This is a genomic window from Pseudomonas sp. R1-6 (assembly GCF_051132115.1).
Classification (GTDB): domain Bacteria; phylum Pseudomonadota; class Gammaproteobacteria; order Pseudomonadales; family Pseudomonadaceae; genus Aquipseudomonas.
In genome coordinates this window covers 3,993,422-4,009,065 of sequence record NZ_CP071662.1, presented here as the reverse complement: position 1 = coordinate 4,009,065, position 15,644 = coordinate 3,993,422, and the positions used below count along the sequence as shown (strand labels likewise).

The window sequence follows — 15,644 nt, the reverse complement described above, 5'->3', positions numbered from 1 at the left end:
TATCTGACTTATTTCCCAAGCCGTCCCCGGCAAAGTCTCGCGCTCCGATTTCTTGCGAGACGCTTGCCCATGCCCGATCGTTTTCTCCTGCCGGTTCTTGATCGAGCCATGCGCTGATGGATCAGGCGCGCCGCATCGAGGCTGAACTCGACAGCTTCCAGGACACCCTTTCGCTTTATCGCGAGCAGCTTGATCGTTGGTATAGCCGGGCTGCGGATCGCCTCAGCCAAGCGGCCGACCTGCCTTCGCTGATGGGCATGGAACGACTGATTCGTTTCGGCCAAAGCACCACGGCAGTCGACGTCCGGGACAGGGACTTTCTATCCGTCGTCGCCCAGTGCCCGCAAGGCGGGATCATGACGATCGAGAGCAAGCTCGAGTCCGTGTACGACATCCCGCTGGGCGATATCGTGGTGGATGTGGTGGCGGTGGACACGGGCGAGGCCACGCCGGTCACGCTGGATGCTCAGGGCGTGGGTCGCTTCAAGGGCGAGGCGGGGCGGTCTTACCGGGTGCGTGTCCAGGGCGAAGTGTCCCCCAAGCGAATCGATGAGCTGTTTTCTTCCTACGACGGCCTGACGAATGATCTGACGGACTGGCTTCGCGGCGAGTGGCAGGGCTTCAAGCCGCAGTGGGCCCAGCAGTCATTGGCGACTTCGGCGGTAGCGGTGGGCAATGGCTTGCTCGCCGGCGGTTGGGCGGCGATCGAAGGCGTGTGGGACAGCATCAGTTTGCTGTCGGACATCCTCAAGGATCCCTCCCGGTTCGGCGGACGGTTGGGCAGCAGCGCAGCCGAGCTGGCCCAGCTTGCCGAGTCGGCGCCGCTGGTCATGGCGAAGCTGCAATTGCTCGCCAGCGACGAAGCGGCGCTGTGCTTGTTGGTGCGCACCGCCAGTCTCTGGCTGGACATGCTGCCCCCCAGTGAACTGGCGGGCGACACGGCGACGGTGTTATCCACAGTGGTCGTGCAGTTGGTCATTGACCTGTTGATCGGCGTGGTGCTGACCTTCGTCGGGGCAGGCGCGGGCATTGCTTATCTCTCGATGCGCCTGGGCCGGCACGGTGCTCGTCTGCTGGATGCCGTGAAGCGTTTCATCAGTGCCATTTTCGAGCTGGTGAACGGCTTCATGGGCTACGTTGACCGCTACAAGGCTGTGGCCGCGCGGGGCATTGCCGCCGGCGTAAAGAAGGGGCGCATGCAGTTGCGCTGGGATGCGCAGCGCAACACCACGCTGAAAAAGCAAGAACACCACGAAGACGCCCCCGCCCAATCGAAAAACCCCAACGGTGACCCCGCCGACAGCGCCGCCCAGACCCGCACCGACGGTTGCCCGGTGTCCATGGTCACCGGCGAAGAGCTGCTCACCCTCGAAGACGGCACCCTCGACGGCCGCTTGCCCTTCGTCTTCACCCGCCTCTACCGCACCAGCGCCGCCGACCTGGACATCGGGCTCGGCCGCGGATGGACCCATGCCCTGGCCCATCGCCTGTTGATCGACGGCGAGCAGGTGACCTGGGTCGACCAGGAAAACCGCCGCACCACGTTTCCCCGGCCCAGCCTGCAACGCCCCGCCATCCACAACAGCCTGGCCCGCGCGGCGATTTACCTGAGCAACGAGCCGGACGAATTGATCGTCGCCCAGCCCGACGAAGACGCTCCTTTCCTACATTTTCGCGACGGTCATCTGACGGCCCTGAGCGATCGGTACGACAACCGCCTGACCGTCCAACGCAACATCTACGGCGACATCAGCCGTCTGGACAACGGTGCCGGCCGCTGTTTGCGTTTGCGCTACGAACATCGGCACTTGGTCGCCATCGACTATCAGAGCTTCCACCCGGCGCTGACCCTCGACGAAGCCTGGCGCACCGAACAGACCCTGGTGACCTACCGCTACGATGCGCGTTCGCGCCTCATCGAAGCGACCAACGCCGCCGGCGAGAGCGAGCGCTACGACTACGACGACCAGCACGTCATCCTCCAGCGGCAACTGGCCGGAGGCGCGAGTTTCTACTGGGAGTGGCAAGGCCTCGGCCCGGCGGCGCGCTGTGTCCGGCATTGGGCCTCGTTCGCGCAGATGGACAGCCGCTACACCTGGGGCGACGACGGCAGCGTCACGGTCCGGCATATCGATGGCAGCCAGGACGTGTATGTCCACGACGACCACGCGCGGCTGGTGCGCCAGGTCGATCCCGCCGGCGGCGAACACCTCAAGGCTTATGACGAACAGGGCCGGCTGATCGCCGAGCAAGACCCGCTGGGCGCCGTCACCGAATACCGCTACGACGAAGTCGGACGGCTGGTGGCGCTGATTCCGCCGGAAGGCGAGCCCACGTCCTACGAATACCGAAACGGTTTCCTGCACGCCCGGACTCGCGGCAAGGCCGTGTGGACCTACTGGCGCAATGCCCAGGGCGACATCATCGAAGTCGTCGACCCGGCTCGCCAAAGCACCTGGTATCACTACGACGACCAGGGGCAACTGAACACCATCAGCTACCCGGACGGCGGTGCCCATCATTTTGTGCGAAACCCGTTGGGCCAACTGACGGAAGAAATCCTGCCGGACGACGGCCAGCGAGTTTTTTCCTACGACGCCCTGGGCCGTCTGCTGACCCGTCAAGACGAACGCGGCGCCGTCACCCATTACCAATGGGACGCCGTGGGCCGCTTGCTACAGACCACCCTGCCCACCGGCGCGACCCGTGCATGGAGCTACAACGCCTACGGCAAGGTCACCGCGGAGCGGGACGAACTGGGGCGCATCACCCGCTACGAATACGCCGACGATCTGCACCTTGTCAGCCGCCGCCTCAACCCCGACGGCAGCGAACTGAAGTACCGCTACGACTCGGCGCGGCTGTTGCTGACCGAAATCGAGAACGAATCCGGCGAAAAGTATCAGCTGGACTACACGCCCAACGGACTGATCCGACAGGAAACCGGCTTCGACGGCCAGCGCACCGGCTACGCCTACGACCTCAACGGCCACCTGCTGGAAAAGACCGAATTCGGCGCCGACGGCAGCCAGCGGATCACCGCCTACCAACGCGACACCGCCGGCCGCCTGCTGCGCAAGACCTTGCCCGACGGTGCCACGGTCGAGTACGGCTACGACGCCCTCGGGCGACTGATCAGCGTTGAAGACGGCCATTGGCCGCTGGCCTACGAATACGACAACCAGGACCGCCTCGTCGCCGAACACCAGGGTTGGGCGAGCCTGCATTATCGCTACGACAATGTCGGCCGGTTGGTCCATTGCCGCCTGCCCGATCGCAGCACCCTGGATTACCGCCACCTGCGAGGCGGGGCGCTGATCACCATCGACCTCAACGGCACGTGCCTGACCGAACACCGCTTCAAGGGCGGCCGCGAACGCCAGCGCCAGCAGGGCCAGTTGCTCAGCGACTACAGCTACGACGAACAGGGTCGCCTCAAGGCCCAGACCGTGTGGCAAAGCCAGCAAAAACAACTGTTCTGGCGTGACTACTCCTACAGCGCCAACGGCAACCTCGCCGCGCTTTCCGACACGCGAAACCGACGCGGCTACCAGTACGACGCGCTGGATCGCCTGGTGCGCATCGACTACGCCCACAGCCAACCCCCGGAACACTTCTCCCACGACCCGGCCGGCAATGTGTTGTTCAACGACCGTCCCGGCCCGACCACCCTCAAGGGCAACCGCCTGCTGATGGAGGGTGATCGTCACTATGACTACGACGCCTACGGCAACCTGGTCCGCGAACGCCGCGGCCATGCCCAGTGCCTCGTCACGCAATACCGCTACGACAGCCAACATCGGCTCATCGGCGTCACCACCCCCGACGGGAGCGAAACCTCCTACCGCTACGACGCCTTCGGCCGACGCATCGAGAAGACCGTGGACGGCCTCACCACGGAATTCATCTGGCAGGGCGACCAGGTCATCGCTGAAAGCAGCGACCGTCACTACCAGAGCTACGTCTATGAACCCGGCACCTTCCGCCCCCTGGCCCTGCTGGAAGGCGCAGGCCCGGAAAAAGCCACGCCGTTCTACTACCACCTCGACCACCTCGGCACTCCCCAGGAACTGACCAGCCACCAAGGCGAAGTCGTCTGGGCCGCGCGCTGCAACGGCTACGGCAAACTCACCGAACTGCGCCACGGCGACGGCAAACGACTGGAGCAACCGCTGCGCTTTCAGGGGCAATACCACGACCGGGAAAGCGGCCTGCATTACAACCGGCACCGGTACTACAATCCGGAGACGGGACGGTATTTGACGCTGGATCCGAGCAAGCTCAAGGGTGGGCTCAATGGGTATCGGTACACCCTGAACCCGACGGGGTGGGTGGATCCGTTGGGGTTGGAAGGTTGCCCTGGCGACGGATGTAAAAAACCTGCCATTGGTAAACAAGACCCGGCGACTAAGGTTGGGGTAGATGAGGGTGAGCCTGCGTTGCCGATGACGGCGGAGCAGCGGAGGGCTCGGATTGATGCGTTGGCGGAAACGAATGCTTATCGGCGTTTGGATGAGATGGAGCGATCGATACCAGGCGCGCATTTCCTACAGAAACATGGTGCTCAGACTACTACGGAGGCTCAGTTGGAGCGCGTTACGACAGGGCGAAATCCTGGCACTGGGCAAATCGATGTATATCACAGTGGAAGTAATGCAGGGCTACCTGCTATTCCGTCTGCCGCAACTCGTTTCCTTAATCATCGTGATCAGCTCAATGCTATTTATCGAGCTCAATTGATTTTCAGGCGAGCAGGAATCGCCGAGTCTAAAGAACCAATTGAAATGGGGCGGGTAATTGGTGAGGGTTATAAAAGAGATGGTTTGGAGTATATACAGCAAACTAAGGCGATTGTTATTCTTGATACAAGTGGCCTACCTAAGACAGCTTATACAGGACCGAGCACATGAAAAAACCGTTTGATTTGCACTGTATTTGGGGGTTGCTTTTTGTTTTCAGTATTGAGAATACTAATGATGTGGCGCGTGAGGAAATAATAACTTCAAAAAATGTAAATGATGACGAGGAATTGAGCCAGCTATTTGACTTGTTGATTCGTCCGGATTTTTTATGTCACACTTCAAAAGAGCAGATTTTACTAATTGATACTCTTGCCTATTTCTTAGGGTGCGATGACAGTTTTGATAGAGTTTTTTTAAATTTGGATACATACTTCGATCAGAAGGTTGAAGATCAGCGCAGATTTATGAGGGTTCTACTGGCTTCTTTAATGAAGTATAGAGCCGAGGCAATCTGATTAAGTTAGGGTTGGTTATAAATCTAGAAACAGCCTACGCAATTAACCAGACACACAACGTTTTCCATAAGAGGGGCTGCTACGCAGCCCAGCGGGAGCAAGCTCCCTCGCCACAGGATTTGTAGCTGCCATGCCGTTGGGGTGAAGGCACCCATTTTCACACCGACAGCCCCAACTCCAGGACCGGTACCTGCTCGATCGCACCATTAATCAAGTATAAACTCCCCCCAACAATTTCCTTGGCATGGTGCTTAGCCTGGGAAGCGAGTTCGGCCAGCTGACTGGCATCCAGCCCCGCACAAGCCTCCGAGCGCAGGTGCACCACCCCAATCGACAGCGACAGCAACGCAAATTCCTGCCGCACCCCCTGTCGGTTCAGCGCAGTAAAACAACCAGCCTCCAAGTGCTCGGGCCGGTAGAAGCGGCGGCAGTGGTTCTGGAAGTCTTTCAATAATTGGGTCAGGCGTTTGCGCCAATCATCCGGGCCGAGGACCAGTAGGAAGTCGTCGCCGCCGATGTGGCCGACGAAGTCGCGGCTGGGGTCGATGCGTTCGTTCAGGCATTGCGCCAGGCACAGTAGGACTTCGTCCCCGCGACCGTAGCCGTAGATGTCGTTGAAGGGTTTGAAGCTGTCGATGTCGACGTAGCAGATTACCGACTCCTGACGCTGCTGCAGCAAGCGGGTAAGGCATTGTTGGATCGGCACGTTGCCGGGCAGCAAGGTCAGCGGGTTGGCGTAGCGGGCCTGTTGGATCTTCAGTTCGGTGATGAGCTTGAGCACGTCGATCACGCGCCCCAATCCCATGTAGCTGCCATTGAGGGTGATGATGAAATCTTCTTCGATGCGTTGTCGGGCGCGGCTGGTGATCAGGCGGCTGACTTGTTGCAACGATTGGTTGAGTTCCACCGCGAGGAAGTCGTCGCTCATCAGGCGGCTGATGGGCTTGCGCGCGAAGAGGTCGGTGGCGAATGGTTTGAGCAGCGCGTCCGAGAGCGAATGACGATGGACGATGCCGCACGGCTGGGCACGGTCATCCAACACTGCTAGGGAGTTGAGGTTGGCCTGGCGGCGGAACGCATCCAGGACTGCCGCCGTCGGGGTGTCGTGGGCCACCGCCGGTTGTTCGTTGAGCAGGGCGCCGAGGTCGCTCACTTCATCGCCCAAGGGCACCACCCCGCTGTCCTGCCGGGGCATCAGCGCTTTGGCATCCTGGCACGGGTGTTCCTGGGGCCGGGCAAGCAGATAACCCTGGACCAGATCGACGCCCATCTCGATCAGCACGGCCAGTTCTTCCGGCAGTTCTATTCCCTCGGCGATCACTTGGGCCCGTGATGCCTGGGCGATTTTCAGGATGGAACCCACGAATTCTCGCTTGAGCGCGTCCTGGTGAATGCCATCGATGAAGTGCCGGTCGATCTTCACGTAATCGGGGCGCAGTTCCGACCAGAGCCGCAGGCTTGAATAACCGGCGCCAAGGTCGTCCAGCGCAATGGAAAAACCCATCGCCCGATAATGATGCAGAGCGGTTTGCAGGAGCTGGAAATCATCGATCGGGGTTTGTTCGGTCAGTTCGATGACGACTTGGCTGGGCGGGATGCCGAAGTCCTGCAACAACTGCAACGTACGACCGGTCTGGTGTGCCGATTCAAGCAGGGATTCGGGCGAGACGTTGAGAAACAGCTTGCCCGGCAGTTTTTGCTCATTGAAGCGCTGGCAGGCGCTGCGACGGCAGGCCAGCTCCAGTTCGCTGAGCCGCCCGGCCTGGCGAGCCACCGACAGCAATGCGACAGGGGAGTGCAAGGGGCTGTTGGATGGGCCGCGAGTCAACGCTTCGTAACCCAGGATGCGTCGTTCGGAGAGGCATACGATGGGTTGGAACAGACTGTGCAAACCGCTTTGACTCAGGATCGAGCTCAAGGCACCCAGCTGTTCTATCGTGGTCATGGCAGTCTCTGGCGATAAAAAAAGGACGGGGCGCAACCCCTGCTGGGGCGCGCCCGGTCCTGTATTTCACGACAGACTGATGTCAGTTTGATGACACTCCGACGAGCATCACCATTAAATGGCCATCATCTCAGTGCTTGGCGACCGCCGTGTTGAGTTTCAGGTAATCCAAAAGGATTCGCCCGGTTTCACTCAGGTAGGCATCATCTTCCGGCTTGGTCTTTTCCGGCTCGGTGATCAGGTCTTCGTCTTCTTTCTTCAGCTCTTTGAGCGGCTCTTCGCCCTTGGCCTTGCGACGCAGGTTTTCCATCGCCAGTTGCTTGGCCTCGATGTCGGCATGCTGTGCGCGGCGGTCGGCTTCATTGAGCGTGACGGTTTTTTCGGTCATCAATTTTTGCGCCAAGGCCAGCTTGTCGCGAATGAACACGAATTCTGCGTCCTGGGCGGTGCGGGTGTCATGTTCGGACTTGAGCTGGGCCAGGAATGGCTTGAACGGGTCCACGGCCGGCTTGATCGCGGGACGGATGGTGTCCCACGGCATGGCTTCGGGCAGGGCGCTTTCACCGATTTCCTTGGTGTCGATGATCGACGGGTAATCGATATCAGGCAGCACGCCCTGATGCTGAGTGCTCTGGCCGGAAACACGGTAGAACTTCGCCAGGGTCAGTTTCAGTTCGCCGTGGTTCAACGGCTGGATGGTCTGCACGGTGCCCTTGCCGAAAGTCTGGCCGCCGATGATCAAGGCGCGGTGGTAGTCCTGCATGGCACCGGCGAAAATCTCCGAGGCCGAAGCGGACAGTCGATTGACCAGCAAGGCCATCGGGCCTTTGTAGAATGCGCCCGGGTTCTCATCTTCCAGCACATCGACCCGGCCATCGGCATTGCGCACGAGCACGGTCGGACCTTTGTCGATGAACAGGCTGGTCAATTCGGTGGCTTCTTGCAGCGAGCCGCCGCCGTTGTTGCGCAAATCGATGACGACGCCGTCGACCTTTTCCTTTTGCAGTTCGGTCAGCAGCTTCTTGACGTCGCGCGTGGTGCTCTTGTAGTCCGGATCTCCGGCGCGGAAAGCCTTGAAGTCCAGGTAGAACGCCGGGATCTCGATGATGCCGAGCTTGTAGTCCTTGCCGTCCTGCTTGAGTTTCAGGACCGATTTCTTCGCGGCCTGTTCTTCCAGCTTCACTGCTTCACGGGTGATGGATACGACTTTGCTGGTCTGGTCATTTGGCGCATTGCTGGCCGGAATGACCTCCAGGCGGACGACCGAGCCTTTCGGGCCACGGATCAGCTTGACCACTTCATCCAGGCGCCAGCCGACCACGTCGACCATTTCCTTGTTGCCTTGGGCGACACCAATGATCTTGTCCGCCGGACCGACCTGCTTGGTCTTGTCCGCCGGGCCCGCGGGCACCAGGCGCACGATTTTGACCTGGTCGTTGTCGCTTTGCAGGACCGCGCCGATGCCTTCCAGTGACAGGCTCATGTTGATGTCGAAGTTCTCCGCGTTATCCGGCGACAGATAATTGGTGTGCGGGTCGTAGGACATTGCAAAGGTATTGATGTAGGCCTGGAAGATATCCTCGGCTCGGGTCTGGTCCAGACGCGCCAATTGGTTCTTGTAGCGCTTGGTCAGGGTTTCCTGGATCTGCTTGGGATCCTTTCCGGCGATCTTCATGCGCAGCACTTCGTCCTTGACGCGTTTGCGCCACAGGTCGTCGAGTTCGGCCGTGCTTTTGAGCCAAGGCGCGTCCTTGCGGTCGACCAGCAAGGTTTCCTTGGCATTGAAATCGATTTTGTCGACACCCTTGTTCAATTCGGCAAGGGCGTAATCCAGGCGCGCCTTGACGCGGTCCAGGTAACGTTTGTAGATAATGAACCCGGCGTTCAGGTCGCCGCTTTTGAGGAAGTCGTCGAATTGAGTCTTCCACTTGTCGAATTCGGCAATGTCACTGGCCAGGAAATAGCTGCGCGACGGATCAAGCAGCTTCAGGTAGCTGTCATAGATGATGACAGAGCGCGCGTCATCGAGCGGCGGCTTGCTGTAGTGATGACGCTTGAGCAACTCAACGACGTTAAGGCTGGCGATCACCTCGTCGCGATCGGGCTGAAGCTTGTCCCAGCTGTTGGCCGCGAGCGCAGTGCTCGAAAGCGTCGAAACGCCGAGGCCAATGAAGAGGGCAAGTGCAGTACTGGGGAACAAGTGCTTCATGCTGATTCGACGCAGGGACAATTGATAACGCATATTAGGCCGTCTTTGAAGTCGCCGGTTCCATGTGGCCCGGGCGCATAATGCAAGAAAGCCCGGCGTTATAGCAGCGGGCCCAGTCGAGACTCACTATGGAGGCACCGTGAAAGCATTGCAAGGCGTTGAAGGCCAAGTGGTATGGGCAGATGAGCCAAGTCCGGCCTGCGATGCGGGCCAAGTTCGCATCCGCGTGGCTGCCGCCGGCCTGAATCGGGCCGATTTGCTGCAAAAAGCCGGGCATTATCCACCGCCACCCGGCGCGAGCCAGGTGTTGGGGCTGGAATGTTCGGGAGTGATCAGTGAAGTCGGGCCGGGCTCCTCCTGGCAGGTCGGTGACCGCGTCTGCGCGTTGCTGGCTGGCGGGGGAATGGCCGAAGAGGTAGTGGTCGATGGCCGCCATGTCTTGCCCGTGCCGGAAGGCCTGTCGATGGCCGAAGCGGCCGCGCTGCCTGAGGTCTACGGCACCGCGTGGCTGAATCTGTTCCAGCTTGCCGGCCTGCGGCCAGGTGAAAAAGTGTTGCTGCATGCCGGCGCCAGTGGCGTCGGTTCGGCGGCGATCCAGCTCTGCAAGGCGTTTGGCAACCCGTGCTGGGTCAGCGTCGGTTCGGCGGATCGCCTGGCCTATTGCGAAGCATTGGGGGCCCAGGGCGGCGTGGTTCGCACCGACGATATCAACAGCCTGAACGACTTCGCGCCCTTCGACGTCATTCTCGATCCGGTCGGCGCGAACTACGCCGGCCTCAACGTGAAACTTTTGTCAGTTGACGGCCGCTGGGTGCTGATCGGCCTCATGGGCGGCCGCACGACCGAACTCGACCTGGCCCAGGTGCTGGGCAAGCGCATCCAACTGCTGGGTTCGACCCTGCGCAGTCGCAACGATCAGTTCAAGGCTGACTTGATCAGCGAATTGGGGCAGAACGTATGGCCGCTGTTTACCGATAAACGCCTGAGTCCGCAGTTGGCCAGGACGTTTGCAATCACCGATGCCGAGGCGGCGTTTGCGGAGCTGGCGACCAATCAGGTGTCCGGAAAACTGGTGCTGGTGGTCGATGAAAGCTTGAGCTGATACAGACCTTGTGGGAGCGAACTTGCTCGCGATAGCGGTGTGACAGTCAACAAAGCTATTGAATGCTCGACGGCCATCGCGAGCAAGCTCGCTCCCACAGGTTTGTTTTTTTGCCGTAATACACAGGCCGGTACTCACTTATCACTTTTGATCGACGAACAATTCAAGCAGACCTTTGGTCGGTGATTCGTATCCGATGCCCGCGCCCTGCTAGCGTTAGTCAATGAGGGGATGGGGTAACCGCGGCTTTCATTTCACCAGCAGGTGAAGAGGGTGATCATGGCCATCGCCGAATGGCGCATGCAGGGCGTCGAGTTCATAGCCTGCAACTGCAACTGGGGCTGCCCTTGTCAGTTCAATGCGCCACCGACCCATGGCCACTGCCAGGCAGTGGCATCGATGCGAGTGGAGCGCGGGGATTTCAATCAAGTCACGCTGGACGGCTTGTGCTGGGCCGCCACCTTCGCTTGGCCAGGCGCTATCCATGAGGGCAACGGTAGTTGCCAGGTGTTCATCGATGAACGCGCCGATGAGGCGCAACGCCAGGCCCTGTTGACCATCCTCTCTGGCCTGGAGAGTGACCCCGGGGCCAACGTGTTCCAAGTGTTCAGCAGCACCATGACTGAAGCGTTCGAACCGCAGTTCGTGCCCATCACCCTGTCCATCGATGTCGATCAGCGCTTGGCGCACCTGGACATTCCAGGCGTGCTCCAGGCCAGCGGCGAGCCGATCCGCAGCCCGATCGACGGCTCCCCCCATCGCGTCCGCCTGTCCCTGCCCGACGGCTTCGAGTTCCATGAAGCTGAAGTCGCCAGCGGCAGCTACCAGACGCATTCAGCCCTCAAGCTGCAATCCCGAGGCAGCCATAGCCACCTCGCCCATGTGCATTTCACCGGCCACGGCATAGAGCCGTAGCGATGGCAGAACCCCAAGCCGTAACGCCCGGTAAGCGACTGTCCGGCGAGCAGCTGCTGTTCCTGTTCTGCCTGCTTGTGCTGATCGCCCTGGCCTGGCTGATGCTGCTGCGCATGTCCCGCGACATGGGCGCGCCGGGCGCGATGGCGGATGTGGCCATGGCAGGCATGGTCATGCCCTGGAGCCTGGCCGATGCTCTGGTGATGTTCACGATGTGGGTGGTGATGATGCTCGGCATGATGCTGCCCAGCGCGTTGCCCATGCTGCTGATCTACCAGCAGATGCTGCGCAAGCGCATCCCGTCGCCGCAACGACACTTCGCCCTGCTGCTGTTCTGTAGCGCGTATGTTCTGGTCTGGGTCGGTTTCGCCCTGGGCGCCACGGCGTTGCAGTGGGCGCTCGAACAATTGGCCTTGCTCAGTCCGGCGATGCGCAGCAGCAGCACCTCGCTGGCGGCTGGCCTGCTGCTGGTCGCGGGCGTCTACCAGTGGCTGCCCGGCAAGGCGGCCTGCCTTGAGCATTGTCGCGGGCCGTTGCATTTTCTTCTCAGCTACTGGCGCCCCAACGTGCTCGGCGGCTGGCGCATGGGCCTGGCCCACGGGGCGTACTGCCTGGGCTGCTGCTGGGCGCTGATGGGCCTGCTGTTCGTCGTTGGCGTGATGAACCTGTTCTGGGTGGCAATGATCGGTGCCTTCATCCTGCTGGAGAAAAACCTGCCCCAAGGACTCTGGCTCAGTCGCATCTGCGGTCTGTTGTTGCTCGGCTGGGGCCTGTGGCTGCTGCTGGGCCAGGGCTGAACCCGTGGGAGCGATCTTGCTCGCGATGGCGGTGTGTCAGCTGGTACAGATGCTGGCTGTGCCGCCATCTTCGCGAGCAAGCTCGCCCCCACAAGTAAGAGGGGTTACTTCCAGGTATGGATTGGCCAGCCAGCCAACTCAGCGTGAGCTTTCAATACCGGGTCCGGATTCACCACATGCGGATAATCCACCCGCAGCAGCAACGGCAGGTCATTGCGCGAATCGGAGTAAAAACTGGCGCCTTCGAGGTTCTCTTCCTCGGCATCCAACCAATCCAGCAAGCGGGAAATCTTGCCCTCGCGGTAGGTCAGGGTGCCCACGGTCTTGCCGCTGTACACCCCATGGGCCACTTCGAGGTCGATCGCCAGGATCTCATCGATGCCCAGGCGGTCGGCAATCGGCTTGACCAGGTGCGTGCCCGAAGCCGAGATCACCAGGATCCGGTCGCCGGCCTTGCGGTGTTCGGCGATGGCCTTGGTGGCGTCGCTGAAGATGATCGGCTCGATGAAATCTTCCACCCACGGTGTCACCAGGTGCTCGATCTCTTCGGGCGTGCGGCCGATCATCGGTTCCAGGCTGAAGTCCATGTACTCTTCCATGCGCAATTTACCGTGGCTGTAGGCATCCATCAGCTCGTTGTTGCGACGCATGAACGACTCGGGATCGACCCAACCCAGGCGCCCCATCTGTTCGCTCCAGAGGGTGGCGCAGTCGCCGTGGATCAGGGTTTCGTCCAGATCAAAAATTGCCAGGGCCATCAGCGCGTTTTCCTTCTCAAGATCAGCTTCAAAAATCAACAAGGCCGTCAGGCTACCTCACACAGCGCCGACGGATCGATGGAAAGTGCCAACCGCGCACCGTCAGGATGCAGGTCGGCGGCCGAACGGTTGAGCACATCGACCACCAGCTCCACGCCACGGGCCTCGACCCGGTAGCGGATGACATTGCCCAGCAGGCTGTGGCTGCGGATCAGTGCATCGGGCTCTCCATTGCGACTCAGTTCGATGGCTTCCGGGCGAATGGCGATGCGACCGTTCACTGGGCGTTGCAGCAGCTTCGTGGCGCTGTCGGCGTCCAGCAGGTTGTAGTTGCCGATGAAGCCGGCGGCAAAGACATCGACTGGCGCAGTGTAAAGGGTCTCTGCATCGCCGCTCTGTACGATCTTTCCCTGGTTCATCAGGAAAATCCGGTCAGACATGGTCAGGGCTTCTTCCTGATCGTGTGTGACGAAGATCGTGGTCAAGCCCAGTTCGCGCTGGATCTGTCGGATCTGTTCACGCAGGTGTTTGCGAATCCGTGCGTCGAGGGCCGAGAGGGGTTCGTCCAGCAGCAACAGGCGCGGCCGGGTCACCAGGGAGCGGGCAAGGGCGACACGCTGGCATTGGCCTCCTGAAAGCTGGTGGGGATAGCGCGCTGCAAAATCATGCAACTCCACCAGACGCAGGATCTCCAGTACACGCTGACGGCTGTCCGAGGCATCAACCTTTTGCATGCGCAGGCCGAAGGCGACGTTCTGTTCCACGGTCATGTTCGGGAACAAGGCGTAGCTCTGGAAGACCATGCCGATCCCACGCTTCTGCGGGCTCAACGGGACGATGTCCTGGCCGTCCAGCAAGATCTTGCCGTCATCCACCGCCGTCAGGCCGGCAATGCAGCGCAACAAAGTGGACTTGCCGCAGCCCGAGGGGCCGAGAAGGGTGACGAATTCGCCCTTCTGGATTTCGCAGTTGATGTCGCTGAACACCGGCGTGCCGGCGTAGCTTTTTTGCAAGTGTTGGACGCTGACGTAGCTCATTGGCTTTTGTCCTTGTTCAAGATGTTGGCCGCCCAGGTCAGGACCAGTACGAAGAAAAAGTAGGAAATCACCAGCGCACTGGTGAAGTGGCCGCTGCTGTTGCGCATGTTGTTCAGGTACACCTGCAGGGTTTCATAGCGGGTGCCGACGAGGATGTTGGCGAACACGAACTCGCCGAACAGGAACGAGAAGGACAGCAACAGCGCCACCATCAGGCCCTTGCGCAGGTTCGGCAGCACCACCAGCAGGGCGGCCTGGAAAGTACTGGCGCCGAGCAGTTGGGCAGCGTCCATCAGGTCACGCAGGTTGATGGCTTGCAGGTTGTTGGTGATCGCTCGGTACATGAACGGCAGGGCGACGGTGAAATAGCAGCCGATCAGGATCCACGGCGTGCCAACCATCGCCAGAGGCCCGGAACCATAGAGTTGCAACAGCCCCACCGACGACACCACCGGCGGCACCGCGAAGGGGAGCAGGATGAGGATGTTCATCAGCGCATCGAGCTTGGGAAAGTGGTAATGCACCACGAACAGCAGCGGCAGGATCAGCACCACCGAGAGCACCAGCGCCCCCACACAGACGACTAGCGATTGGCCGAAAGCATGGAGAAAGCGCGGATCGCTCCACAACTGCACGTACCATTTGAAGGTAAAGCCGCTGGGTAACACGGTGGCCGACCAGCTGCTAGCGATGGAGTAGACCAGTGTCCCGACCAGGGGCAGCAACAGAATGGCGAACAGCAGGTACACCACCGCTCGATGATAGAGCCCGACGGAGCCCGATTCAGCGCGAGACATGGTAGCTCCTCTTGAGCAGCAATTGATGGACGATGGTTACCAGAGTCATCAGCGCCACCAGCACCACGGCCAATGCACTGGCCATGTTCGGGTCGAGGGAAATGTCGCCGGAGACCATGGCGGCGATGCGAATCGGCAGGACGTTGAAGTTGCCGGTGGTCAATGCATAGACCGTCGCGTAGGCGCCGAGAGCGTTCGCCAGCAGGATCACGAACGTGCCCAGCAGCGCCGGGGTCAGCACCGGCAAGCCGATGTGCCGCCAGAACTGCCAGCCGCTGGCGCCCAACAGGGCGGCGGACTCACGCCAGTCTTCACGCAGCGCGTCGAACGCCGGGTAAAGCAGCAGTACGCCCAGGGGAATCTGGAAATAGGTATAGAGAATGATCAACCCGGTTTTCGAGTACAGGTTGAAATCCTCGATGATGCCCGCCTGCTTGAGCATGATCGTGATACTGCCGTTGAACCCCAGCAAGATGATGAAGGCGAATGCCAGGGGCACGCCGGCGAAGTTGCTGGTCATGTTGGCGAATGCGTTGACGAAGTTGCGCAGCCGCGAATCCACCCGACGCAGGGAGTAGCTGCCGAGCACGGCGATAACGATGCCGAACACGCTGGACCAGAAGCTGATTTCCAGGCTGTGCTGGATCGCTTGCCGATAAAACTTCGAACTGAAGATCTTGCTGAAGTTGGCCAGGCCCCAGCCGAACTCTTCCGATTCCAGGCTGTTGACCAGCACCCAGAGCAGCGGGGCGATCTGGAAGACGATGAAGAATATCGCGAAGGGCACCAGGCACAACGCTGCCAGCCATTTGCCGCGCGTCATGGCG

At 60.5% G+C, this 15,644-nt stretch carries 11 protein-coding genes; 5 read left to right on the top strand and 6 right to left on the bottom strand.

Translation table 11 applies throughout. The annotated features are described in order from the left end of the window. The first annotated feature begins 116 nt into the window (after positions 1-116). Positions 117-4,910, top strand: coding sequence for an RHS repeat-associated core domain-containing protein (locus J3P81_RS18045; protein WP_434560139.1), 4,794 nt, complete (start codon positions 117-119; stop codon positions 4,908-4,910). Next, the gene (locus tag J3P81_RS18040) at positions 4,907-5,257 is read left to right on the top strand and encodes a hypothetical protein (protein WP_420766993.1); all 351 of its coding nucleotides are present in this window, start codon (positions 4,907-4,909) and stop codon (positions 5,255-5,257) included. Before J3P81_RS18045 ends, J3P81_RS18040 begins: the two co-directional genes overlap by 4 nt. Positions 5,258-5,414: 157 nt before the next feature. On the opposite strand, the gene J3P81_RS18035 is transcribed toward J3P81_RS18040, so the two are convergent. Beyond that, positions 5,415-7,202 (bottom strand): bifunctional diguanylate cyclase/phosphodiesterase, encoded by a 1,788-nt coding sequence (locus tag J3P81_RS18035; protein ID WP_434560137.1) that lies wholly within the window; start codon positions 7,200-7,202, stop codon positions 5,415-5,417. A 130-nt stretch (positions 7,203-7,332) separates the two neighbouring features. Then, positions 7,333-9,411 carry a carboxy terminal-processing peptidase gene (locus tag J3P81_RS18030; protein ID WP_434564134.1) on the bottom strand — a complete coding sequence of 693 codons (2,079 nt, stop codon included), beginning with the start codon at positions 9,409-9,411 and terminating at the stop codon, positions 7,333-7,335. Positions 9,412-9,550: 139 nt separating this feature from the next. On the opposite strand from J3P81_RS18030, the gene J3P81_RS18025 reads away from it, so the two are divergent. The 3 genes from J3P81_RS18025 (at position 9,551) to J3P81_RS18015 (ending at position 12,225) form a co-directional block, all read left to right on the top strand. Next, entirely contained in the window at positions 9,551-10,513 is a 963-nt protein-coding gene (locus tag J3P81_RS18025) for a zinc-binding dehydrogenase (protein WP_434560135.1), read from the top strand. Between the two features lie 279 nt (positions 10,514-10,792). After that, positions 10,793-11,428 carry a DUF1326 domain-containing protein gene (locus J3P81_RS18020; protein WP_434560133.1) on the top strand — a complete coding sequence of 212 codons (636 nt, stop codon included), beginning with the start codon at positions 10,793-10,795 and terminating at the stop codon, positions 11,426-11,428. 2 nt (positions 11,429-11,430) lie between these two features. Beyond that, entirely contained in the window at positions 11,431-12,225 is a 795-nt protein-coding gene (locus J3P81_RS18015; RefSeq protein WP_434560131.1) for a DUF2182 domain-containing protein, read from the top strand. A 104-nt stretch (positions 12,226-12,329) separates the two neighbouring features. Here J3P81_RS18015 and J3P81_RS18010 read toward each other — a convergent pair whose 3' ends face one another. From J3P81_RS18010 to J3P81_RS17995, 4 genes are read right to left on the bottom strand one after another with little or no spacing between them, the layout of a single operon-like run. Beyond that, positions 12,330-12,983: an HAD family hydrolase gene (locus J3P81_RS18010; protein ID WP_420766990.1), complete on the bottom strand. Its 654-nt coding sequence runs from the start codon at positions 12,981-12,983 to the stop codon at positions 12,330-12,332. 47 nt (positions 12,984-13,030) lie between these two features. Beyond that, positions 13,031-14,020 (bottom strand): ABC transporter ATP-binding protein, encoded by a 990-nt coding sequence (locus J3P81_RS18005; RefSeq protein ID WP_420766989.1) that lies wholly within the window; start codon positions 14,018-14,020, stop codon positions 13,031-13,033. Beyond that, positions 14,017-14,817 carry an ABC transporter permease gene (locus J3P81_RS18000; RefSeq protein ID WP_420766988.1) on the bottom strand — a complete coding sequence of 267 codons (801 nt, stop codon included), beginning with the start codon at positions 14,815-14,817 and terminating at the stop codon, positions 14,017-14,019. Before J3P81_RS18000 ends, J3P81_RS18005 begins: the two co-directional genes overlap by 4 nt. Continuing rightward, positions 14,804-15,640, bottom strand: a complete 837-nt coding sequence (locus J3P81_RS17995) for an ABC transporter permease (protein WP_420766999.1) — start codon at positions 15,638-15,640, stop codon at positions 14,804-14,806. The genes J3P81_RS18000 and J3P81_RS17995 overlap by 14 nt, the downstream gene beginning before the upstream one ends. Positions 15,641-15,644: the final 4 nt, after the last annotated feature.